This window comes from Ensifer sp. WSM1721, assembly GCF_000513895.2.
In the GTDB taxonomy this organism is placed as follows: Bacteria; Pseudomonadota; Alphaproteobacteria; order Rhizobiales; family Rhizobiaceae; genus Sinorhizobium.
The window spans coordinates 504,142-525,608 of the sequence record NZ_CP165784.1 but is presented as its reverse complement, the minus strand read 5'-3'; the positions used below and the strand labels follow the sequence as shown (position 1 = coordinate 525,608).

The window sequence follows — 21,467 nt, the reverse complement described above, 5'->3', positions numbered from 1 at the left end:
GCAGCTCAGAATATGATCGTCTCACCCTGCCGATCGGCCTGTGCCTTGCTGTAGGTAACGAGATGGGTGGTCGAACCCGCCCGGTCGACGAGCCGGATTTCGCCTCCTTTGTTGGAGAGCTGGACCGAGTTGCGCGGCAACAGGATGGTCGTCGCCATACCCGGTGCCAGCGTCACGTCCTTGATGCCAAAGCGATTGCTCATCTTGTCGACGAGGAACCAGCCGTCGAGCGATACCGCGTCTATCCCGGCGTTGACGAGGGTAACCGTTTCCTTGCCTTCGTCGTGCCCCAGAGGATTGACCAGTGCGGCCACGATCTTGACGGCGCCGCTGACGACGCGCGGTGTCTCTCTTCCAGTGACGTCGGTCGTCCCACCTATAGGCCGTTCGCCGGCAGGGCCGAGATAGACCGGGTAAAAGGTGCGCACAAAGCGCTGGCTCTGGTCGAGGAAGAGCTTCATGTCGTAGCGGGCGCCGTTGATCACCGCTTCCTTCGGCGCGCGGGCACCGCGATGGGCCCGCACCGCTCCCATCGCCATCAAACCTTCGACGCTGCAGCCGACGAAGAAGCCGCCGATCGGTTTTGTCAGCGGCCGCGTCCTGCGTGCGTCATAGTCGGGCGCATCCCAGCGGTAGGAGATCGTCACCGATTCCGGGAAGTGCTCCTGACCATCCTTATACTCGCCGCGTAGATAGACGATGCGATCGTCCTTGAAGCCGGGAAAGCGGTTGCGGTCGATCTTGGAGGCGAGGCCGTCGTCGAGGTGGTACTTGTACCAGAAGTGATAGCCCTGAACCTTCGGTCCCTCCTGTTCGCCAACGAAGACGTGCTCGAAGCCGGAAAGGTCGCGGTCACCGCTTTGAGAGAAACGGCGAAACCATTGCTCGGTCAGCGTCGCATACCAGCGATCCCGCGAGACGGGCGTGCCGGTTTCCTCGGAGAGATAGGCGCGCGCGACCTGCATCGGCGCCGTATCGACGATAGCTTCCAGGAGCTCGTGCACCTCGGCACGCTCTTCCGGTGTCTCCACCTCAGCCTTGCGCTCGTCGAGCGCGTAGTTGTCGAAGAGGGACCGGACCAGGTCATAGGTCTTCATCTTGTGGTCCGGTATCTCCACTTCGGAGAGGATTTTGAGATCACCAGGGGAGGTGCTCGGGCCGTCGGTATTGACCACTCGGACGTAACCCGTTTCGGGTGCGTCACCAGCCCCGGCCAGAATGGGTTTCACGCCATTGCCGCTTTGGTCGGCGTCCCAGATCTGCTGATAGATATCCATGCCCGTTCTCCTCCGTCAGAAAAAGGTCTCTTCGGGTACTCTATCGACGCGTATTCATAAGCTGATGACAGGTGCCGTACCCGTCGGGTACGGCAGGTTCACGAAGCCGTGCTCATTCCACCGGCGTTCCGCATCCCTTGGGCAGCGCCAGCGAAGTCTTGCTGGAGTGTTCGGTATTCACCCAGGCACCGAGCGCTTGCATGGCGACGAAAAGGTCGAATGCTCGTTGGGCTGACTTGCCTGGCATGTCTCCGTCAGCGGTGGCGCATTTGAAGGATATTTCGGCAATGGGAGAGGGCTTATGGTCCGAGCCGAAGTACCACAGCGTCAATGCAAACTCTCCGATGATCCCGGCGCCAAGATTGACGCTCGGGCCCTCGAAGACGAGTTCGTGAATCCTCGGGCCGCTGATCAATGCCGTTTCCGTCGCAGGTATCGCACGCGTGCTTGCGACGATCTTGAGAACCGTTGGAAACAGCTGATCGAGACCGGCGAGCGTCCGGGAGGAGGGGGTCCATTCCACCTTCTGGGTCGTGGAAAGGGCGAAACGGCTGCGGGTTGATGGTTTCTCCGGCACAACAATTGATCGATTGCCTGGCTTCGGATCGTCGACCTCGAGGGGAGCTATGTCCTCCTCGAATGTGGTACGGAATTTTCCGCCGTTCCCAGGCAAGTCGGTGGCCGCGACGACGAACAAGTCCGGCATGCGCAGCTTGAGCGTGATTTTCGACCTCGCGCCGGGTCTAGCCTCATCTTCAATCGCCAGGCGCTCTCGAAGTGCCAGGTCCGCACGGGTGAGATCGCAGTCCGGCGTATCCCAAAAGCGGACGATGCGTTCGCTTCGCTTGTCGAACCGGCCTGCGTCGCGTGGTTCATCATCATTTCGCGACCCAAGCCCACGGATGAGCGGCTTCAGATGCTCGTTCCAGAAGATATCGGCGACCGTGTCGGGAGATGCCTCCAGAAACCGCTCAGGGTTGAGGAGAAGCTTGTATTCGCGCGCTTCCAGTTTATGCCGCATGATCCGAGTCCCCCCGTCGGAGCCTTGCAGAACCTGAATTTCACCGGTTGCTAAACTATGCCTTATAGATTGTTTTCTGGCAATCGCAAAACTTAAGAGAGTGCGAAATATCGTAGAAATGCGAGCAGGCTCGAGTTGCTGGGGACAGTTCTCGGGGGAGTAGGGAGCATGTTTTGCACAGGGAGTTGGAAGAGTGGCTGCTCGGGACGTTTCACGAGCTGAGATGCATAGCGTCACCTGCATCACGTGAGACGAACGGCGACGCGGGGATCTTTGAAAATCAACTGTAAAACGACAGTTGGTGAAAAGGGCACAACAAGTTCTTGCAGCCAAACGGAGAACGCGCAGTCAGTGATTACGCGTTCTCAGCTCTTCAACCTTTACGTCGCTGTCGAAAACATAGCCCGCGCCTCGCTCGGTGCGAATATACTGCGCGCTCCGATCCGTGCCCTGTGCCAGTTTGCGGCGAAGACGCAGGATTTGAACATCGATGCTACGATCATAGATATTCTGATTATACATACGCGTCGCCATCAGAAGCTGCTCGCGCGAAAGGACCCTGCCCGGATTTTTGAGAAATGCCATCAGGAGGTTGAGCTCGCCCGCAGTGAGCTTGACTTCACGATCTGCTCCTCGGCACAAAAGGCGGCGCTTCGTGCTCACTCGCCAGTCATCGAATTGGAAGATCCTGTTTCGGTCATACTCTGGCCGCTCGCGTGAAGCGGCACGAACGCAGGCCAGGAGCTCTGGCAGTCGGAAGGGCTTAGTGATGTGGTTGCGGACGCCGGTTTCGAGTCCCTTCACCTCGTCAGACTCATCAAGGTCGTTACCGCTAATCATGATGATCGGAAGATCTGTCTTGGCACCGAAATTCCGAACGAGCCGAAGACCATCTTCTCGGCCGACGCTCAAATCGATTATTGCTACATCAATCGGTTTGGACGCTATTTTGCCGGCGGCCTTCTGACTGTTTTCGACGGCTCTGACCCTAAACTCGTGCTTCGCCAAGAATTCAACTAGCAGCTCTCTGAGCGAAGCGTCCTGACTGATCACGAGAATGTTTTTCATATTCACACCTGCTGACTCGCTAAAGGCTTGCTGGGCCACGGCAGCCAATATGGGGACGGTCAGCAGATGGGACAATCACCATCAGGTGTATAGCAGTATAGCGCAGACAAAATAGTGGCTATTCTTGGCGCGCTGGCTTGGAACCAGGAACGCAGCTCTCCAAGGCCACTAGGGTCCAAACTCAATCTTGATAGCGTTCATTTCCGTGATTCACTTGCCTCAGAATGGAGCTGAAGCAGGGAAGCGCATTCTGGCTGAGTGATCAGCAATGGTCCGTAATGGAACCGCTGGTTGCGCGTCGGCTGCCAACGGCGATTTACAATTGCTTTCACTGCTGGGCCGGACGCGGCCTTGGCGGAGCAATTTCGGCTCTGGCCGCGGCCAAGCCGGGCGACGAGATGATCGACAGTGCGACCGCGAAGAGCCATCGCGCCGTGGCGATGTCCGCGCTGCCTTACCGTTGATCCAGCACCAGCCGCTCGACTATTTCTTCGGCGACGCCGATTACGACACCGATGGCCCTGCACGAAAATCTGACCGGACGCGGCGCCATTGCCTTCATTACCAAGGAAGCCGACCAGACGCCGCCATCCAAATCGTCGCAACCGATACATGCAATTGCAATCTGGAGCCTAGCTCTGTCTAACCGCGCCAAACTTTTGCCACTATTGGGCTAATGTCGATACGGCGCAAGCAAAGCCCGGTGGTTTCCGCAACCGGCGGAGCCGAAAACGCGCCAGAACTCACCGTCGAATTCAGCATATTTGATCTTTTCGCCGAACACGAGATCAGTCGTGAACTGCAGGAGATGTCGCAGTGGCTGGACGAGCATCGCGAGCTGGTGACACGGGTCCTGCGCTAGCACGCGGTCAAGCAAACCGGCTGCGAGAGCCCTACCGGCTGAGGCAGTGCTGCGCTGCGCCCCCGCCAGTTGAGTTACCAGGAGCGATCTTACATCCGGCAGTTTCCACCTCGTTCCGCACGTTAGCCATGGGGCTGGAGCCCGAGAAAATCGGTCTTGCACAAAACGATCAGCGGAACCGGGCCGAGACCTGGGAAGCGATCAATCGAACGCGCGGCAGGCCGGCGCGGTTAGGCTACGTTGCGGGAAGTCGGTGCATCCTCCTGGGATCTCCGGCCCACGAGTCTTTTTAGCATTGTCGTTGGTGAGTGTGCGTCTCTTGGATTGCCTTTTCCCCTCAGCGCACAATTCCGTTTCAGTTTATTTCAATTGAAACCTCGAAATCGTTGACATTGGCTCGTGGTGATGGAGAATTGCTGACGTCGATAACAGTATAGATGCTTGATTGTGCAACAGAAATGTGCGTGAGAACGTCAATGTGAGCTTTGCGTCAGCGAAAAACCTGCTGTTATATTTAATAAGCTCGACTGGAAAGCAACCTTAAAGCAACTGCAGGGCGTGTTCGCGGACTGCCGGGGCGTATCCGATAGGAGGTGGAAATGAGTAGACTGGTTGTTGTCTCGAACAGGGTTACGCTCCCCGGCTCGAAGTCGGCAGGGGGAATGGCCGTTGCGCTGAACGCCGCGCTCCGACGAAAGAACGGTCTCTGGATGGGGTGGTCGGGTAAAGTAAAAGCCGAGGAAGAACCGTCAGCGTTGACGGAAAAGAAAGTCGGCGGCATCACTTACGCCCTTACCGATCTTTCGCAGAAGGATCTGGAAGATTATTACTACGGCTTCGCCAATCAGGTTCTTTGGCCCATCTTCCACAACCGTGCCGACCTCGCTGAATATTCCGAGGCGCGAAAGACCGCATACTACCGCGTCAATGAAATGTTCGCAGATCAGTTGGAACAGGTCCTCAGGAAGGATGACGTCATATGGGTGCACGACTATCACCTGATCCCGCTTGCTGAGAAACTGCAACAGCGTGGCTGCAAAAACCGAATCGGCTTTTTCCTGCACACTCCGTGGCCGCCGGCGGACATCCTCTTCACCCTGCCGCACTATCATACTCTGCTGCGGGGGCTTTCGTGTTATGACCTCGTCGGCTTTCATACCGAGAATGATCGCAACAACTTCGCCGAATGCCTGCGCCGCCAGGAAATGGGGGATCTCAACGGAGATGAGTGCCGAGTCTATGGAAAGGAGTTTCGCTGTGATGTCTTTCCAATCAGCATCGACACGGCCGAGTTCGCGAGCCTCGCAGAGCGCGATGCAGAGCGCGATGACGATCTGCAGGAGAGCTTTGACAGGCTTGCCGGTTTTGACGTCGCCATCGGCGTCGACCGTCTCGACTATTCGAAGGGCATCGACCAGCGCATCGTCGCCTTTAACCGCTTCCTACGGAGCAACAAGCATCGCAGACGCAAGACTGTGCTGCTGCAGATCACCCCGAAATCCCGCGACGAAATACCCGCATATCAGGCGATGCAAAAGGACGTCGCCGAGCTAGTGGGGCGCGTGGATGGGGAGCTCGGAACAGTCGGTTGGGTGCCTGTGCACTACATCAATCAGTCGCTCGGCCAAACGGAACTGGCCCGCCTCTACCGCAGGGCACGCGTCGGCCTTGTGACGCCATTTCGCGACGGCATGAACCTGGTGGCGAAGGAATATGTCGCTGCGCAGGACCCGCGTGACCCGGGCGTTCTCGTGCTCTCTCGCTTTGCCGGTGCCGCCAGTGAGTTGGGCGAGGCGATCCTCGTCAATCCCTATGACGGGGAGGACATGGCGAGCGCCATAGAGATGTCCCTGGATATGCCGCGAGATGAGCGGATTAGGCGATGGACACCGATGATGGAGAGGCTTCGCGAGTACGATGTCTATCGCTGGTGCGGCGACTTTCTCTCAAGCCTGGAACCGCCCCGAGGTTCGATGGGGTCATTGGACCGGCCTCGCCAGTAGCAAGTTGACCGCGGCCAGGAAAGTCAGGCAGCATTTCTCGGAGCGGTGGCGAAATGTGTTGTGTTAGACCACAATGGGTGAAGACAGACCGGTTTCGCCACTGCCCGGCGCGGGTTAAGTCGATGGCGCCGACCCCGTGGCGGAGAACTCACGGTTGCGCCAGACCATCAAACTGGTAAGGCGATCCCGCTATGCACTCTGCAATGTGCCGACCCGCAGCGGCGGGATGGGATCGCCTCCATCACTGTCGAGCGTGACCGGCCCACAGAAACCGCAGGAAGGCGCTCGTCGCGAGGTCCGACAGGCGTCGAGCATTCGACTAATCATAGCTTAGCTATCGACGCTGGCGGATTGGGTGATGTCGATCCAGCTTGTGAAATCGCGGATGTGCTCTGCAGGCTCGGCCTAATCAAGCGAAGACGCAAGCCTGAGCACACTGAATACGAAGATATGAGGAGAGGCCCGTGCATGAGCTCGCTTGTAATGGCAACACTTCAAGGGGATGGGAGGGGACCCAACAGATCGTTGAGGGTCTTCGCGACGCGCGGCACGAGCAAATGCTGGCATCGATTGACGTGAGAATGCTGTTGGTTCTGGAAGCGCTGCTGGAGCACCGCAATGTGACCCATGCGGCCCGGCACTTGGACCTGAGTCAACCGTCGGTAAGCCGAGCTCTGACTAGGCTGCGTCTCATTTTCAATGACGACCTTCTGGTTCGCGGCTCGCGCGGCATGGTTCCGACGCCGCACGCCGAATGCCTGGCCCAGATGCTGCCGATGGTGTTGAACTCGATCCGCGGGATGGTGAACTGCGGCGTTGCCCAGGGAAAATCGCGATCAACGGTAAGAATCGCAATGCCTGATCATCAAGCAATCGTGTTGCTACCGCCTCTCCTACCGCTGCTGCACGAGCGCGCATCTGATCTAGACATAGTGACCGATTCAGACCTAACCGGCGCGGTCCGACGGCTCGAGCAAGGCGAGATCGATTTGGCTATTGGGCAGATCGGTTCGGCTCCACAGAGCTACTTTCGGCGCAGACTGTACCCCGACCATTTTGCTTGCCTGCTACGCAGCGATCACCCAGTTCTGGCGCAGGATTGGACAATCGACACCTTCACTGCCCTGCGCCACGCGGCCGTTGCCTCAGATGCAAAAGACGGTTTCGACCGGGTGCAAGACGAGTTGGCCAAGTTGGGTGTTCGGGATCGCGATCCAGTGCTGGTTTCCAATATCCTGACGGCTGCGTTGGCGATCATGGCGACCGACCTGGTGCTGGTTGTGCCCTGCCGAGTCGCGACCAAGGTCGCCGCATTGTTGCCGCTGGCGATTGTCGATCCACCTGTGGATCTGTCGCCCTACGAGGTTGCGCTCATCTGGCACGAGCGTTGCCATCGCGACCCTGACCATCGCTGGCTGCGCCACGAGATCGCCGCTGCGGCTGCGGAGCAGAGCCAGCAACAAGCGCGAGGGCAGTCGATTAACGAGGCGTCAAGGCTATGAGTGTCACGCGATCCGCAATCCGGCTGTCTTCAGGATGTAACGGAGACAGTTCGTTTTCCGTCCCTCGTCTGCAGGCCGCCGACTTTGGCCATCCAACACAACGAACTCGACGGCAGCCCATTTCGAGTGAGAAACTGAAGCGACTACTTTCGACTATATACCAAACGTACGTGTGTTCAAACGCTCAACCATCCACACAAGCGTACTCCACCCTCGTCGACTTCCGTACGGCGCCCCGCGCCATTGGGAGGCCACGTCCACAAGGTAGCCCCGAGGTGCACCAATCCATTCTGGCCGCGTATGTTTGGCCGGACCCGGTCACAGGTACATCGTTAGCCCAAATGGCAAGCACTTTGCCGCAGGTCGATATTGTCAATCACCTCTTGTTGCGGCCAGGACGTCCCGCGCAAATCGTGATCGGCGATTGTCGCGACCTGACGCAAAACACGCACGGTCGAGCGAAATTCGCCTTCGAACTAGTGCACCTGGCCTTAGTTGCGGAAAACAGCCGAGATCGTAGAATGGGTTTCTCCAATGGGTACTCCGACTACCTGCTTTGGCGGCCGATAGAGCAGGTTCTGCGATCTGGTGGCGCAGCGGGTCAATCGGCATCACGTGCAGCAAATTGCGCATGATCGGGACGAACAAGACAACGCTCGCGAAGCGTGTCGGGGTGTCCCTTCATTGCGCCTCCATGACTTGGTTACGGCACTACCGGATGACCTTGGCTGCGGGACGGCTGCGAAGCGGGCAAGAAAGCGTCACCAACGTCGCAGATATGAGAACAGCAACAACTTCTCAGCCGCATTCAAGGCGGGACATGGCCTTGTCGCCGCTACGCTATCGCAAAATGGTCGTACACAGAGAAAAGCCTGCCTGATGCAAGGTGGAGATCGGAGCGAACTGGTATACGAGCTAAGGATCCCCGAAAATTAACCTGCACTCACAGGCAGTCCGGCCACCTCACGGCGTTTACGTCAACGTTCAGAGCTCTCCAGGAGGAAAGCATGTCGAACACATCTGCAGTGGATATTCACAAACGTGAACAGAGCTATTCCGACAAGAACTACCAGACGGCGCGCGCGTTTTTCTACCGCCAGCCTCTGGACTTAGCCCAGACAAATGATGCGCCACCCAGCGAACACACGATCGCGAACGATCAAGGAGCAGTACAATTCCATTTCATTGGCCAGAGAGCGAACGATGCGACCTACAGCGGCATTATGAATGAGAACCAGGATAACCTTCTAGCGATAGGAGGACTTATTTACGATTATATGCATACTCACTATCCCATCATCGATTCACAAAGACTGGACATCAACACCTGGACAGAGGTTGTTGCCAGAATTCCCGACGTTTCGATCGGAGGTCAACAGCAGAAGAGTTATACAAACCGACTTATCGGCACCTCTGTCTCAGGCACCTTTCTTTCCTTGCTTGCCAATGCAATCATCACAGACGGCGCATCGCTGCTGACGGATTTCCAGACCTTCCTCACGGCGATGGGCGACATTACCTTCAGGAACAGTGGCAAGGCGCAACGGTACAAGGCGTTGACATGCACCTATCAGAGCTACCTTCTCGATAATGAGGCAGGCGGATATTACGACTACGCAGCAATCGTTCTGCGGCAGATCGAATTCCTCGGGCAATTCCTTGAGTTGAAAGCCTCGTGCTCATCGACGCAATATGTCAACGTGAGCTTCGAGTATACCGAGGTTACCAGTCTGGTTCAGGCTCGACGAATCCGCAAAGGCGGTCCCGACCACGAAAACTTCCGGGGGCTAGTGAATGAAAACTCCACCGACCGTTTCACGAAGGCAAAAAACTTCTTCAACGGCGGCGCGATGCCGCAAGGAGACATCAAGCCGCAGGTCTGATCCCCCGAACCTCTGGTTCGCGCAAGCAGTGTACCCAGACCCGCGTTAGCAATTGTTTTCTCGTTGTCGTGCTTGTAGGAGCTCTCGCCGTCATAGACGATCTTGACGTCCGCGCCGGCCTCGACCGCCTTGGCGAAAGCGTTGGCGACCGGTTGGTAGTGGAACTCATAGAGGGCCGCTCGCAACGCGAAGCGTTCGTCCCCGGCAAGGCCGATGAAGGCGAGCAGTGCCTCGTATAATCCGCGTGAGAGCCACACCATCTCCTCGGACTTAGGGCTGGCGTTCTTGGGATCGGCATTCTCGAAGCGGCGGGCGAAGGCCTGCGAACCGATGACGCCGCGATTGAAGTAGACGTCATGCCGTGCGGCGTCGTTAGGTGCATCGGGCTTCAAGAGGAACTCGATCTCGGTCGAAACGTCAAGAACAACGGCCGACTCCTCATCAAGAGCGAGGTTCTTCACCGGGCCATAGACCGGAACGATTCGGTAGCGATAGCGGCGGTCCGCATGTGCCGTGTAGTCCGCCCACTGAAAGGATTGGATCGGATGATCGGCCGTGCTGACGGGCGTGCCCGGAGCCAATCCCCGGTCCTTGTCACGGAATCGCTTGATGCTCCGCATCCAGTATCGTTCGACGATCTCCTCGCCTTTAAACTCCGCCCGCTCGACAGCGAAGCCCATCAGTCCGTCGCGCTTGTCCTCCTGCCAGGGCTGGAAGTCCCAGGCAAGGGCGACGACATAGGTTCCCGCGATTGCGCGTGCACGCATCACGCCATTTGCTACCACGAACCTCATTGGATACCCCTTTTGCTCGCGCAATCGCGCGGTGTTCGGTTGCCGGTGTGTCGGCAGGCAAGCAGGCAACGCCGAAATCCGATTTCTGTCGGCGCCCGCGCCGAGGCCCCGCCGCCCTCGTCAAAAGATGATCGTTTCTCCCTGACGTTCGGCCTGTGCCTTGCTGTAGGTGACGAGATGGGTCGTTGAACCAGCACGGTCGACGAGACGGATTTCGCCGCCCTTGTTGGACAGTTGGACGGAATGGCGCGGCAGCAAGATGGTTGTCGCCATGCCGGGCGCGAGCGTCACATCCTTGATGCCAAAGCGGTTGCGCATCTTGTCGACAAGGAACCAGCCGTCGAGCGAGACCGCGTCGATCCCGGTGTTGACGAGGGTCACCGTTTCCTTGCCATCGTCATGCCCCATCGGGTTGACCAGCGCAGCGACGATCTTGACCGATCCACTGACTTTCCTGCAACAGCGCGCTCAGCCGCTCCTCGCCCATGCGGCCCCGCCAGCCCGTCATCGACGAGCGGTTTTGCCGAGGGAGCAAACCGCAGAATCAAATTGCAAGAAAAGCGCCCGCAGCGAGTACCTTTCTTGCAACACTGCAGCTCAGGAAAACTGGAATGATTGAAGACTATCAGCGATGTACGGATAGTTCACGGGCGACGGGGCCGCCAGCGTCTCGAACAACTGCGCGGCGATCGCCTCGACCTGCTGCGCGAGCAGCTTCATCCTGCGGTTGCTGAAGGTCGGCGCCACGAACGTGCGTAACCGGCCGTCCTCGCCCCCCTTGTGCGAGACCAGTCACCCCGGCGAACCGAGCACCAGCGAATCCGGGGTGAATTCCGCACTCTCTAAGCGATGGAAGGGCGGAAGGTGACCGGCAGGCGCTGCGGGCAGCGAATGACGTAAGACGGCATGTAGACGACGTCCTCCGCCGGGATGGTCAGCGCCAGATCCTCCAGCCGCCCGAACAGCGCCGGGAAGGCGCAGCTCAATTCCAGGCGCGCCAGCGCAGCGCCCAGGCACAAATGCGGCCCCTCGCCGAACGACAGGTGCGGGTTGTGCCGCCGGGTGACATCGAACCTGTCCGCGCCGGGACCGAAGGCCTTTTCGTCGCGGTTCGCCGCATGGAACGCCATCAGGACGGCGTCGCCGCGGCGGACCATGCATCCGTCGATCTCCACGTCCTGGTTGGCATAGCGGAACGGCAGATTGGCCACTGCGCTGCCCCAGCGCAGGATCTCCTCGATCGCCTGTGACCACGGAACTTGGCCGCTGCGCACCAGGTGCAGTTGCTGCGGATGCGTCAGCAATGCCAGCGCGCCATTGCCGATGACGCCGGTGGTGGTCACGAAGCCCGCAGAGAGCACCATGAACAGCATGTCGATGAGCTCGCTGTCGGAAACGAGCTCGCCGTTGTCGCGCGCGACGATCAGAGCCGAAGCCAGATCGTCGCCGAGCTGGCCCCGCTTGAGCGCGATCAGGCGACGGAAGAACTCCGGGATGCGCTGCCGCGTCTGTCGCACCTCTGCGGCTGTGGCGGAGGTGTTGGCCAGGCTGTAGGTGAGCGCGACGATCTCCTCGCGCTGTTCGTCCGGCAAACCGAACAGTTCGGCGATCACGTTGGTGGGCAGCGGAACGGCGAACTCGTACATCAGATCGGCACTGCCGCCGCGCTGCGCCATCTCGGCCAGGAGTCGATCGACGCATTGTTCGATCCGTGGCGCCAGCAAGGCGATACGACTGGGCGCGAAGCTCCCGGATAGCAGGCCGCGCAAGCGCCGGTGATCGGCGCCATGCGCCGTGACCATGTTGTCCACTTTGCACATCCCGATCAGCGGATGATCCTCGGGAATCTCGCCGTCCTGCAGCGCCCGCCACTGTCGCCAGTCCCTGTTGAAACGCTGGTCGGAAAGCAACCGCCTGAGCGTCTGGTGACCGCCTGCCGCCCAGGTCACCACATCGCCTGGCAGCGACACTCGCGCCATCCCCCCCTGCTGCAGAATCGCAGAAGACAGATTCTCAAGTTGCGTGGGAGCGACCGACACACCGATCACACCGCAATTATCGTTTTCCACGCGCATGCCAACAACTCCTTAAGGGGGTCGGTTCCGGCTGAGGGCGAAATGACACTCTCATGAGCGATTTAGGTTTTCCGGGCCCGTTTAACCTACCTCGCTTAAGCGAGACCGGTCAATTGATGCAGCCTGTGCATGGTGCTGGAGATGGCGGTCCGAACCGATGGTTATGTCGCTTGCCAGTTGAAAGGGTTCTTCCTCATATGTGGAACGGCCCGGTTAGCAAGGTATTTATTGCGCGATTCGCCGTCGGGCGGTGCAGTCATATGTCCGGGCTATTTCGGAGGGCCGTTCCACACCATCAATTTGTGTGGTTCATCCGCTGTTAGCGACGCTATCGCTATGGGCGGGCATGCAAACGAAAGCGAAATGGTCGCCCGGCCCAGGGGTTAAAACTCTGGATGTCACGCTCGCTGTCGATGGCAGTTGGGTTGTTTCCGCTGCCGGACCCACGATCGCATCTGCCCCGATTGCAACTGGCGAGATCGCGTGGCCGGTATCCGGATCTCGAACCGGTCCCCAGCTGAGCGCGATGGAAGGAACACCGTCAACGGGCTATTTTTCGGCACGCCGCCAAGCCCCCCAGGCGCTCCAGATTGGAGAAGCTGCCGGTGTAGCCGCGCTGCTTGCCGTCATGATACAGATGCCGCCCGCAGCGGTTCCCTTCCTTCCAGCATCGGGTAAGGAACGTTTCAAAGTACCATGGTGATGTCGGGTTCAATGCTGCTCGCCGCCTATCTGGCGGAGCCTTGAACTTGAGCCACTTCGCTACGCTGCGACGCTCATAGCCGGTCCGTCGCGCAATTTCGCTATAAGCCAGGCCCTGCTGGCGTAGGGCGTGGAGCATCTCGAATATCTCCTGGCGAGACTGCCTGTGCGCGAGACGGGCTCGCGCACAGGCAATGTACCGCAGCCTCGACAATGGCGTCCTCGGCCAGGATGGCTCTTCCTGAGGCACGGCCGGAAAGGCTCATCTGTTCCTCGATTGCCGTACGGAGATTCTGGACCAGATGAAACCGATCTGCCACCTGCCGGGCCGCGGTGCGCCTTCACGGATGGCTTGCGCATACAGGCCGCATCGGTCTCGGCTGACGACCTCGACGGAAGGATGGTTCCGCAGCCACCTGGCGGCACTATCGACAATCCGATCATCGAGAATGTCGACTACCGAGCGACGCTTGAGATCGTATCGCGTCGCTCGCCGCCAACTCCAGTCATCGATGCCAACCACCCGAATCTTGGTGGTGCAGTGAGAACCCGCGGCATCCCGCTTCAGGATGGTGTCGTCGCTGACAGGCATACCGAGCCTTTGCATCAAGCGCTCGCCAGGGCGGCCGCCCGCGCTGTGACCGAGCAGGCTGACAATCTCCACGACCCTCGTCGTCCGGCGCGCAAAAGGGAAGCACGGACGACGGAGCCGAAGTCAGGACAAGTCCGCAACGGTGAAGCTCCGGTTTGAGCCGCTAGCGATGCGCACATGAGAAATGTGAGCGACAAACATTCACCGACCGACTGCCGAAGAGTTGACGCCTAGACAGGCAAGAAAGGTTGATGCCCTGAAGAAGGGATCTACCGCATTCGCCGAGACGAGGCGCCTCGCGATGCGCTTCTACCGCCTGAAGATGATCAAGCGTGCGATGTATGGCAGAGCACGCCCGGAGCTCCTCAGAGCCCGCATGCTTGATCTGGCCTTCGGCCTGTCCGTTGCTCCAGGGCAGCTCGATCGCGTTGTTGACGGCGTCCACATCAGTTAGTAGTGCTTTATATATATGGATGTCATCGCCGGCGATAGCCATGTGCCGGCCAGCTTTCTCAAGCTTGAACGCGCACTGACTACCGGCAAACCGGTGAGTGTGACGTCGATTTAGGTATGTGCACTCCGGCGACCGCCGATACACCGCCGACCAAGACGCGTGGAGGCGTTAGCATAGACGGCTATAGAATCACATCTGATGGCACCCTCGCTTTTGCAGATCAGCATTTTACCATAGATCGTGACGGTAAGCCGATTGTCCAGTTTCTCCGTTACCGGATCCGCCCGGACGGTGGCGCCGAATTCACCATGGTCGTATTCAATGTGCCCAGCTACGAGCGAAAAAGGAACGAGCCTGATCTACAAGTGCTCGATTGGTCACGAATTGAGCTTCTTCTCTTCACAGTGATCTGGCATGTTGAAGCACGATCGCGCGGGTTCGGGTGGCGTGTCGTCCTGGATCGGCGGCTGAAGGGTTTCCTAGCCCGCGCCATTTGCGAGTGGTCCCGATACAGCCCACCAGCAAAGGACCCGCCCGCCGCTATCCTTAAGCTTCTTCAATGCGGCCTGTCATGCGGTCGCTGGTCTGCAAGCATAGCGGTCATCGAGGTCCTCTTCGATCACGCCGGCCGCGTATAACTGATCGAGCAGGTCGGCGACTGCAAGTACGCTCGTTCCATCCGTCGAGGCCCGCGTAACCAACTCCGAGGCTGTGCAGTTGCCGCACGCGATCAGATGGCCAACGGAGATCGGAGCGTAGTCGAGCACCCGGTGTTCCATGCTGCGCGAGCGGAGATGGAAGTAACGGTCCCCCGCTGTGTACTGCAGGTCCCTGCGGAAGCGGATCGGCAGGTCGGGGGCTGGGCTCTCGTGCATATGTTGATCAATCATGCTCTTGAGCTCGTCCCGGAACTGGTCAGGCGTCCTGAATGACCGTTGACCCACGATTCGATAACCGAGGGGCCAGCGTTCGCTACCCGGTACCGGCGTCACTAGTTGCAAGCGTCCCTGCGGCATGTTTACGAGGAAGCCGGAAACACAGGCGATCGTTGTGTGATTCCGCTCCGGAAAGGCGATTGCCTCTTGCTTCGCGCTGAGCTTCTCCTTCCGCTCGCGCGCACGCCCCGTGAAAGCCTTTGCGGTCGGAGCGTCCTTGCCCTGCAGGATGAGTTCGACCCCTATCAGTTCCTCAGGCGAAAACGCCATGTGAATCTGATTGAGATGTGCCGTGCTGAGCACGGAGAAGCGATTCATCGTAGTGCCGTAAAGATTGAAGAGGCCGAGCACGCGCCTGGTGAGTGCCTCATTCTTGAGCGGGGCGGCTGTCGTTGTTTGCGGCAAGGCGCCCGTGATCTGATGGTAGTCGAAGAGAAAGCGGTCGTACTGCGGGTTGTCCATTGGATCTGTGGCCCAGTAGCAGAAGCCGGTACGAGCTGCCGGGCCAAACATCTCCCTCGCGACACCAATTACGCCGCGCCAAAGCTCTGCATGCTGTTTGCTATAGTCGTAATAGCCTTTGAAGGGAGTGGCCGAGAGACCGCAGAACCAGCAACCGACGGTGCATCCTTCGCTCAGCTCGAAAGCGATGATGGGGTGCGTGATCGACGGCGCTGACCCGCCCAATTCGTCATTACAGCGCCGAATTTGGCGCTCGCGCCAGGCATGAAAGCGAGGGTTGATCATTGACATGTCGCCGCGGTCGCGCAGGAGGTCGCGATGGCGCAACATGTCGCGCATGTACTCGTCCCACATTATCGACAGCGGCCATGGAGCAGACTCCGGCTTGTAGCGGTAACTGAGATGATCACCGCGCCAGAGCGGCAGCATCTCCAGTGGGTCAACTTCAATGCCATAGCGCTCTGTTACCGCGCGAGGGGCGTCAACATTCTCCGAAAGCGCGGTGCGGAACTCTATGTCACCAGCCAAACGCTCCATGAAACGCTTGATGTGCGACAAGGCGCGCCGTTGCTCCGGCGTGCGCCGGTTAAAGATCTGTCGGCAATATTCGCCTTTGTAAAGGTGGGCCCTTGAAGCCGTATCTTGCAGGCCGGAAGGCATGTCTCGTCCCCGATGATGTTTGCTGTCATGCTTTCTTCGTACCGATCGTCCTACCCAAGACGCTCAGGGTAAAAAAATCAGCTCGCGACATAAACAACAACTACAACAAGTAGAACGATCGCGGCGACCGGAGCGCCCTTTTCCGCAATATGCAACGGCCTCGTGAGCCCATCCGTACCGGAACTAGCCAAGGCAGTAGACCGAACAAGGCGTGGCAAGGCCGTAACGCGCGAGCCACGCTTGCTGTTCGAGATCGCGTCGAGCTTCTTACCAGTAGACTTTCGTCGGCTGTCCAATCGGATGTAGCTTTGAACTTCGTCAAGCGTGACGTTGTAGCCGAGACTCTTTCCGGTCGCTATAATCGATGCAAGACCTGTGGCACTTGACCTGAGGTTTGCAGGCAGCCTGCCTTTGTCCAAATCGTTGACGAATCGCTCGACCTCAGTTCGCGGCATAGCTAGTTCCTTTGCTCATAGTTGCCAATTGTACCGCCTCGCTCTTGCGAGCGTGGGTGATGATGCCGTGAACGAGCGAGCGCCGTGCCAACCTAACAATGTCTTCATTTTGTGCATTTTCAAAGTACATGCATTGTCAGCTTGCCGACCTTTAGTCCCAAACCGGCCAATCGAGCGCTGCGAACAGCCCACCTTTCCTTTTGTGATCGAGGCTGCGAGATAAGCTCGTTCACCGACAGGAGCGGAACGGAATGTTTGAAGATCGCGCCGATGTCATGCTTGAAGTCATGGATGAAGGCATGCATGAAGCCAGGCATCGGGGGAAGTATCGTCGGATCGAGGTGATCACCGGTCGGCGCCAGCGGCGGAATTGGACTGACGAGGAGAAGGCGCGGATCCTTGCGGAAAGCGCGGAATCCGACGCAAACATCTCGGCCGTTGCGCGACGCTGGGGCGTCAATCGCGGGTTGCTGAACGTCTGGCGTCGGGAAGCTGGGCTGACCTCTCGTCGCTCTGCCAAGGCCTGCGAGCAGCAGGCAATGTTCGTGCCGGTGACGGTGGTTGGCGATCGAACGTCTTCCGAGAGCGCCGTCGGATGTCGCCCACTTCACCGCGGGTCGTATTGAGATCGAGATTGCTGGAGCGCGCATGACGGTTATCGGCTCGCCTCCGCCAAGCTACGCTTTGCCCAGGCCTGCATCGAAGATATCGACTTCGCCGCCGCCCGCGGTCTCGATCGGCGCAACACCATGGCGCTGGCCCAAGGGCAATGGCTCACCGCTCATGAGGGCCTGATCATCACCGGCCACACCGGCACTGGTAAGTCATGGCTGGCATATGCCTTCGGCAGGCAAGCGGCCAGGCTCGGTCACTCCGTGCTCTATGTCCGCGTGCCGCGCATGTTCGAGGATCTCGCGCTTGCCCGCATCGATGGCTCCTTCCCCCGCCTCATCGACAAGCTCACTCGCGTCCAGCTTCTCGCCGTTTTATAGGACTTCGATGTGGGGCTTTGGGAGGTTTTCAACGCGGGCCGACGCGGGCCAGCCGCCACAGAGGCGTCACGGCCCCCATCGAAAAACCTGCACCATTGCAGTCGTCCCTGCCAATGACGACGAGCGGCTTGATTGAGCCCATTTTGCTCAGTCTACCGGACGCAGCGAATGTCAGCTTTGCTCGCACCTCATCGCGTGCAGCAATGGGGCTTCGGCTGCTTGAACGGCCGGCATCGCCTTTTCAACCAGATCGCGACCCTCATGCGTCAACTCGATGGGCCGGGACCGTCCATCGCCTTCGCCCGCCGGTCGGGAGACGAGCCCGCGCGCTTCGAGGCCCTTCGATACCCTCGTCAGCCCGCCGGATGACATGAGCATTGCATCGTAAAGGTCAGAGGGCGTCAGTCGGTGCGGAGGAGCGTGCGATCTGAGCGCGGCGAGGAGTTCGAATTCCGAGCGGGTCAGGCCAAATCCCTGCAAGGCGGCCTGTGCCGCGTCTTGTACGAGGCGAGCATGGCGTGTGAGTGTCATGACCTGGCGCGCCTGGTCGGCAGACGCCTCGGGCCAGTTCCTGCGCATTCTTTCCACGGTCTCTTCGATGGTGTTGGTCATGATCGTCAGATAGCTCGTCAAATATTATCTTGCAAGAAAGATATTTTGATCCCGTATGTCTTTCCGGAAAGATAATGGAGCACAACGGAGTATCTTCATGACCGCCCAATTTGCCAAACGCCTCGGCTACGCAGCCGCATCCGTCGTCGCCCTCGCGGCTGGCGCCGCTAGCGCAGCGCCAGCGCCGATCGAAGCCATGAACAACATCGCGGCCAGCATCGACGCGAACATCGATGGCGTTGTGACTGCCGCGGAACACCTCGACTTCACAGTTGCTGCTTTCGTTTCGATGGACACCGACGAGACCCGAACCATCGAAGAGAACGAGTTTCTCGGTTGGGATATGGGCTTCGCCTACATCGCCGACGGGCTCTCGAAGCTCGACACATATGGGGACGTCAAGGCCGACGTGTTCGCGGCCTGGGATGCCGACGGCGACGGAGCGATCAGTTTCGCCGAAGCCAACGAACAAGCCGCCACGGAGTTCATCAATTCCGATGCAGACGGGAACAGCGAAGTCGTCGCTCGCGATCTTGCGACCGGCTCGACCACTTTCGCCGCACTGCTGACCGCGGTCCGGCTGTAGGGAGGATGAGAGATGACGAACATTCGTTACGAACAAGCCACTGCATCTGGTGTAGTGTCCCGGTTCAACCACTGGACGGCAGCCATGGGCTTCATGGCGGCGCTCGGCCTTGGCCTGGCAATGGCCTACGGAGGCCTTTCACGCGAGACGATCGGTGGGTTGATAGACTGGCACAAGGCGCTCGGCGTCTTCGTCTTCGCCTTCGGTTTCTGGCGCGTGGGATGGCGGGTCGCGCATGGCTTCGCCGCGGAGGACGCCGATGCGCCTCTTTGGCAGCGCCGCGTCGCGCGGGCCGTCCACGTGCTCTTGCTGGCTGCCATTGTGCTGATGCCGCTCAGTGGCATTCTCCTAACGGTGGCCGGAGGTCGGGCCCTGGATGTCTGGGATGTGACATTGGTTCCGTCCATTGGCCAGATGAATGGCTGGACGCCTTGGCCAGTCAGGTTCGCGGTTACCTCAGACTGTTCATCACCGCCGTTCTGGCGCTGCACGTTCTCGCTGCTGTGAAACACCTGTTCAACAACGCCGTGCGACATGCCCACTCCCTTGCGTCGCAAGCTTGAAAGGAACTTGGCCGATGACCCATCATCACACCGATGAAAAACACGTCCACGATGCAGGGTTCGTCGAGGATCTGACGAAAATGCTTGGCCGCCGCCGGGTGCTTGCGCTGCTTGGAGGTCTGGGCGTCGGGCTCGCCGCGGCGCCCGCATCGGCGCTCGAGTGTATAGCGGTTTCGAGACGACGACACCGCCGACTGCGCTTGCGCTTCGCGCCGCGGTGAAGACGGATCTGAAAAACTTCTCGATCTTCTGCAACCATGTGCTGACGCCCGCCGCGATCCAGAACATTCTGGAAGGCCCAGATGTGCGCAAGCTCGGCACGGTGAAGATCGGCGGCTTTATCGGCCCCGCCCACGTTTCGACCGTCATCGGCACGGAACCTTACGATTTCTTCGCCGAGGAGTTTCAAAAGCCGGTGGTGGTTGCCGGCTTCGAGCCACTCGACGTGATCCAGGCGATCCTCATGCTGGTGCGTCAGATCAACGAGGGGCGCCACGAGGTGGAAAACCAGTATATCCGCGCGGTGACGGCGGAGGGCAATCTGAAGGCCCAGGCCGAGGTCGCCGAGTTCTTCGAATCGCGCGAGAGTTTCGAATGGCGCGGCCTCGGCGAAGTACCTTACGGCGCGCTGAGGCTTCGCCCTCAATATAGCCGTTTCGACGCCGAGAAGCGCTTTTCGATGGTAACCCGGATGCGTATGACAATCCGGCCTGCGAATGCGGCGCGATCCTGCGCGGAGTGAAACATCCGGTCGATTGCAAGCTTTTCGGCACGGTCTGCACGCCGGACAATCCGATGGGTTCCTGCATGGTGTCGTCGGAAGGGGCCTGTGCCGCGCACTGAACCTATGGCCGCTTCCGCGAACATGCAAAAAACAAACAAAGGGATGCCGGGAGGATCGTGGCATGAACATGGCTGTGACCAAGCCCGCAAAGCGCAAGCTCGACCTGAAGAACGGCCGCGTGGACCTTTCGCACGGCGCCGGCGGACGGGCCATGGGCCAGTTGATCGAGGACATATTCCACAAGGCGTTCGACAATGCCTGGCTGCGCGCCGGCAACGACCAGTCGGCTTTCGCCGTGCCTGCGGGCCGCATGGTGATGACCACGGACGGCTATGTCGTCTCGCCGCTCTTCTTTCCCGGCGGCAATATCGGCTCGCTCGCGGTCCACGGCACGACCAACGACATCGCCATGTCGGGCGCAAGGCCGCTTTATCTCTCGGCAAGCTTCATCATCGAAGAGGGCTTTCCGCTTGCCGATCTCGACAAGATCGCCGAAACCATGGGGGCGGCCTCGCGCGAAGCGGGGGTGCCGATCATTACCGGCGACACCAAGGTGGTGGAGCGTGGCAAGGCCGACGGCGTGTTCATTTCGACGGCGGGCGTGGGGATTTTGCCGGAGGGCATCGACATGCGCTCCAACGCCGCCTGTCCCGGCGATGCGGTGATCGTCTCCGGCACGATCGGCGACCACGGCGTCGCGGTGATGTCGAAACGCGAAAATCTGGAGTTCGAAACGGATATCTTGTCCGATACCGCTTCGCTGCACACGCTGACGGCCGCAATGGTCAAGGTCGGCGGGCGGTCGATCCGGCTGATGCGCGATCCGACGCGCGGCGGCATTGCGGCGACGCTCAATGAAATCGCTCATCAATCGACGGTCGGCTTCCGGATCGACGAGGAAAAAATTCCGCTGAAGCCAGAAGTGGCGGGCGCTTGCGAATTCCTCGGCCTTGATCCGCTGAACGTCGCCAACGAGGGCAAACTTGTGGCCATCGTCGCTCCCGATATGGCTGAGGCGGTGCTGGCTGCGATGCGCGCCCATCCGCTCGGCCGGGAAGCGGCGATCATCGGCCATGTTGTCGAGGACCCACATTGTCTCGTGCAGATGGAGACCGCCTTCGGCGGCGGCCGCATCGTCGATTGGCTTGCGGGCGAACACTTGCCGCGTATCTGCTGAAACAGACC

General features: G+C 59.4%; 14 protein-coding genes and 8 pseudogenes. 13 read left to right on the top strand and 9 right to left on the bottom strand.

Annotation, left to right across the window (positions count from 1 at the left end; all coding sequences use genetic code 11):
* Positions 1-5: 5 nt before the first annotated feature.
* The 3 genes from M728_RS28040 to M728_RS28030 form a co-directional block, all read right to left on the bottom strand.
* On the bottom strand, positions 6-1,277 hold the full coding sequence (locus M728_RS28040) for a hypothetical protein (RefSeq protein WP_370906517.1): 1,272 nt from the start codon (positions 1,275-1,277) through the stop codon (positions 6-8).
* A gap of 112 nt (positions 1,278-1,389) precedes the next feature.
* Positions 1,390-2,298: a hypothetical protein gene (locus M728_RS28035; RefSeq protein ID WP_370906516.1), complete on the bottom strand. Its 909-nt coding sequence runs from the start codon at positions 2,296-2,298 to the stop codon at positions 1,390-1,392.
* 348 nt (positions 2,299-2,646) lie between these two features.
* Entirely contained in the window at positions 2,647-3,441 is a 795-nt protein-coding gene (locus M728_RS28030; protein WP_370906515.1) for a winged helix-turn-helix domain-containing protein, read from the bottom strand.
* Between the two features lie 203 nt (positions 3,442-3,644).
* Between M728_RS28030 and M728_RS28025 the strand changes: the two genes are divergently transcribed.
* From M728_RS28025 to M728_RS28005, 5 genes and pseudogenes are all read left to right on the top strand, one after another.
* Complete coding sequence (locus tag M728_RS28025; protein ID WP_026621925.1) at positions 3,645-3,830, top strand: hypothetical protein; 186 nt, start codon at positions 3,645-3,647, stop codon at positions 3,828-3,830.
* A 212-nt stretch (positions 3,831-4,042) separates the two neighbouring features.
* Positions 4,043-4,458, top strand: a pseudogene (locus M728_RS28020) (hypothetical protein); the annotation flags it as partial.
* 369 nt (positions 4,459-4,827) lie between these two features.
* Positions 4,828-6,231, top strand: coding sequence for an alpha,alpha-trehalose-phosphate synthase (UDP-forming) (gene otsA / locus M728_RS28015; RefSeq protein ID WP_051440968.1), 1,404 nt, complete (start codon positions 4,828-4,830; stop codon positions 6,229-6,231).
* A gap of 557 nt (positions 6,232-6,788) precedes the next feature.
* A complete protein-coding gene (locus M728_RS28010) occupies positions 6,789-7,733 on the top strand; it encodes a LysR family transcriptional regulator (protein ID WP_084044617.1) in 945 nt (314 codons plus the stop codon).
* Positions 7,734-8,740: 1,007 nt separating this feature from the next.
* The gene (locus M728_RS28005) at positions 8,741-9,616 is read left to right on the top strand and encodes a hypothetical protein (RefSeq protein WP_084044616.1); all 876 of its coding nucleotides are present in this window, start codon (positions 8,741-8,743) and stop codon (positions 9,614-9,616) included.
* A gap of 914 nt (positions 9,617-10,530) precedes the next feature.
* Here M728_RS28005 and M728_RS28000 read toward each other — a convergent pair.
* The 4 genes and pseudogenes from M728_RS28000 to M728_RS27985 all read right to left on the bottom strand — a co-directional run.
* The gene (locus M728_RS28000; RefSeq protein ID WP_026621922.1) at positions 10,531-10,818 is read right to left on the bottom strand and encodes a hypothetical protein; all 288 of its coding nucleotides are present in this window, start codon (positions 10,816-10,818) and stop codon (positions 10,531-10,533) included.
* A gap of 234 nt (positions 10,819-11,052) precedes the next feature.
* Positions 11,053-11,286, bottom strand: a pseudogene (locus tag M728_RS27995) (cytochrome); the annotation flags it as partial.
* Entirely contained in the window at positions 11,253-12,485 is a 1,233-nt protein-coding gene (locus tag M728_RS27990) for a cytochrome P450 (RefSeq protein ID WP_026621921.1), read from the bottom strand. The gene M728_RS27990 and the pseudogene M728_RS27995, both read right to left, overlap by 34 nt.
* 456 nt (positions 12,486-12,941) lie before the next feature.
* Positions 12,942-13,878: pseudogene (locus M728_RS27985) on the bottom strand (transposase); the annotation flags it as partial.
* A gap of 202 nt (positions 13,879-14,080) precedes the next feature.
* On the opposite strand from M728_RS27985, the gene M728_RS27980 reads away from it, so the two are divergent.
* Both M728_RS27980 and M728_RS27975 read left to right on the top strand, forming a co-directional pair.
* Positions 14,081-14,233 carry a hypothetical protein gene (locus M728_RS27980; RefSeq protein ID WP_198023411.1) on the top strand — a complete coding sequence of 51 codons (153 nt, stop codon included), beginning with the start codon at positions 14,081-14,083 and terminating at the stop codon, positions 14,231-14,233.
* Positions 14,234-14,349: 116 nt separating this feature from the next.
* Positions 14,350-14,508, top strand: a pseudogene (locus M728_RS27975) (VirK family protein); the annotation flags it as partial.
* 271 nt (positions 14,509-14,779) lie between these two features.
* Here the strand turns inward: M728_RS27975 and M728_RS27970 are convergent.
* A pseudogene (locus tag M728_RS27970) lies at positions 14,780-16,290 on the bottom strand (radical SAM family RiPP maturation amino acid epimerase).
* A gap of 706 nt (positions 16,291-16,996) precedes the next feature.
* On the opposite strand from M728_RS27970, the pseudogene M728_RS27965 reads away from it, so the two are divergent.
* Positions 16,997-17,429 (top strand): annotated as a pseudogene (locus M728_RS27965) (transposase); the annotation flags it as partial.
* A pseudogene (gene istB / locus M728_RS27960) lies at positions 17,405-17,725 on the top strand (IS21-like element ISRsp2 family helper ATPase IstB); the annotation flags it as partial. The pseudogenes M728_RS27965 and istB, both read left to right, overlap by 25 nt.
* Positions 17,726-17,908: 183 nt before the next feature.
* Here istB and M728_RS27955 read toward each other — a convergent pair.
* Positions 17,909-18,370: a MarR family winged helix-turn-helix transcriptional regulator gene (locus tag M728_RS27955; RefSeq protein WP_051440965.1), complete on the bottom strand. Its 462-nt coding sequence runs from the start codon at positions 18,368-18,370 to the stop codon at positions 17,909-17,911.
* 76 nt (positions 18,371-18,446) lie between these two features.
* On the opposite strand from M728_RS27955, the gene M728_RS27950 reads away from it, so the two are divergent.
* The 4 genes and pseudogenes from M728_RS27950 to hypE all read left to right on the top strand — a co-directional run bounded on the left by M728_RS27950 (position 18,447) and on the right by hypE (position 21,459).
* Entirely contained in the window at positions 18,447-18,935 is a 489-nt protein-coding gene (locus tag M728_RS27950; RefSeq protein ID WP_034884043.1) for a hypothetical protein, read from the top strand.
* A 12-nt stretch (positions 18,936-18,947) separates the two neighbouring features.
* The gene (locus M728_RS27945; protein ID WP_084044615.1) at positions 18,948-19,442 is read left to right on the top strand and encodes a cytochrome b; all 495 of its coding nucleotides are present in this window, start codon (positions 18,948-18,950) and stop codon (positions 19,440-19,442) included.
* A gap of 225 nt (positions 19,443-19,667) precedes the next feature.
* Positions 19,668-20,407 (top strand): annotated as a pseudogene (gene hypD / locus M728_RS27940) (hydrogenase formation protein HypD); the annotation flags it as partial.
* Positions 20,404-21,459 carry a hydrogenase expression/formation protein HypE gene (gene hypE, locus M728_RS27935; protein ID WP_026621914.1) on the top strand — a complete coding sequence of 352 codons (1,056 nt, stop codon included), beginning with the start codon at positions 20,404-20,406 and terminating at the stop codon, positions 21,457-21,459. The pseudogene hypD and the gene hypE, both read left to right, overlap by 4 nt.
* Positions 21,460-21,467 lie beyond the last annotated feature (8 nt).

Bases quoted from the DNA above. Each gene is read 5' to 3' on its own strand.
- M728_RS27945 (WP_084044615.1), top strand. From the start codon at position 18,948: ATGACGAACATTCGTTACGAACAAGCCACTGCATCTGGTGTAGTGTCC.
- M728_RS28010 (WP_084044617.1), top strand. From the start codon at position 6,789: ATGCTGGCATCGATTGACGTGAGAATGCTGTTGGTTCTGGAAGCGCTG.
- M728_RS27950 (WP_034884043.1), top strand. From the start codon at position 18,447: ATGACCGCCCAATTTGCCAAACGCCTCGGCTACGCAGCCGCATCCGTC.
- M728_RS28035 (WP_370906516.1), bottom strand. From the start codon at position 2,298: ATGCGGCATAAACTGGAAGCGCGCGAATACAAGCTTCTCCTCAACCCT.
- M728_RS28025 (WP_026621925.1), top strand. From the start codon at position 3,645: ATGGAACCGCTGGTTGCGCGTCGGCTGCCAACGGCGATTTACAATTGC.
- M728_RS27990 (WP_026621921.1), bottom strand. From the start codon at position 12,485: ATGCGCGTGGAAAACGATAATTGCGGTGTGATCGGTGTGTCGGTCGCT.
- M728_RS27980 (WP_198023411.1), top strand. From the start codon at position 14,081: ATGCGCTTCTACCGCCTGAAGATGATCAAGCGTGCGATGTATGGCAGA.
- M728_RS28000 (WP_026621922.1), bottom strand. From the start codon at position 10,818: ATGGGGCATGACGATGGCAAGGAAACGGTGACCCTCGTCAACACCGGG.
- otsA (WP_051440968.1), top strand. From the start codon at position 4,828: ATGAGTAGACTGGTTGTTGTCTCGAACAGGGTTACGCTCCCCGGCTCG.
- M728_RS28005 (WP_084044616.1), top strand. From the start codon at position 8,741: ATGTCGAACACATCTGCAGTGGATATTCACAAACGTGAACAGAGCTAT.
- hypE (WP_026621914.1), top strand. From the start codon at position 20,404: ATGAACATGGCTGTGACCAAGCCCGCAAAGCGCAAGCTCGACCTGAAG.
- M728_RS28040 (WP_370906517.1), bottom strand. From the start codon at position 1,277: ATGGATATCTATCAGCAGATCTGGGACGCCGACCAAAGCGGCAATGGC.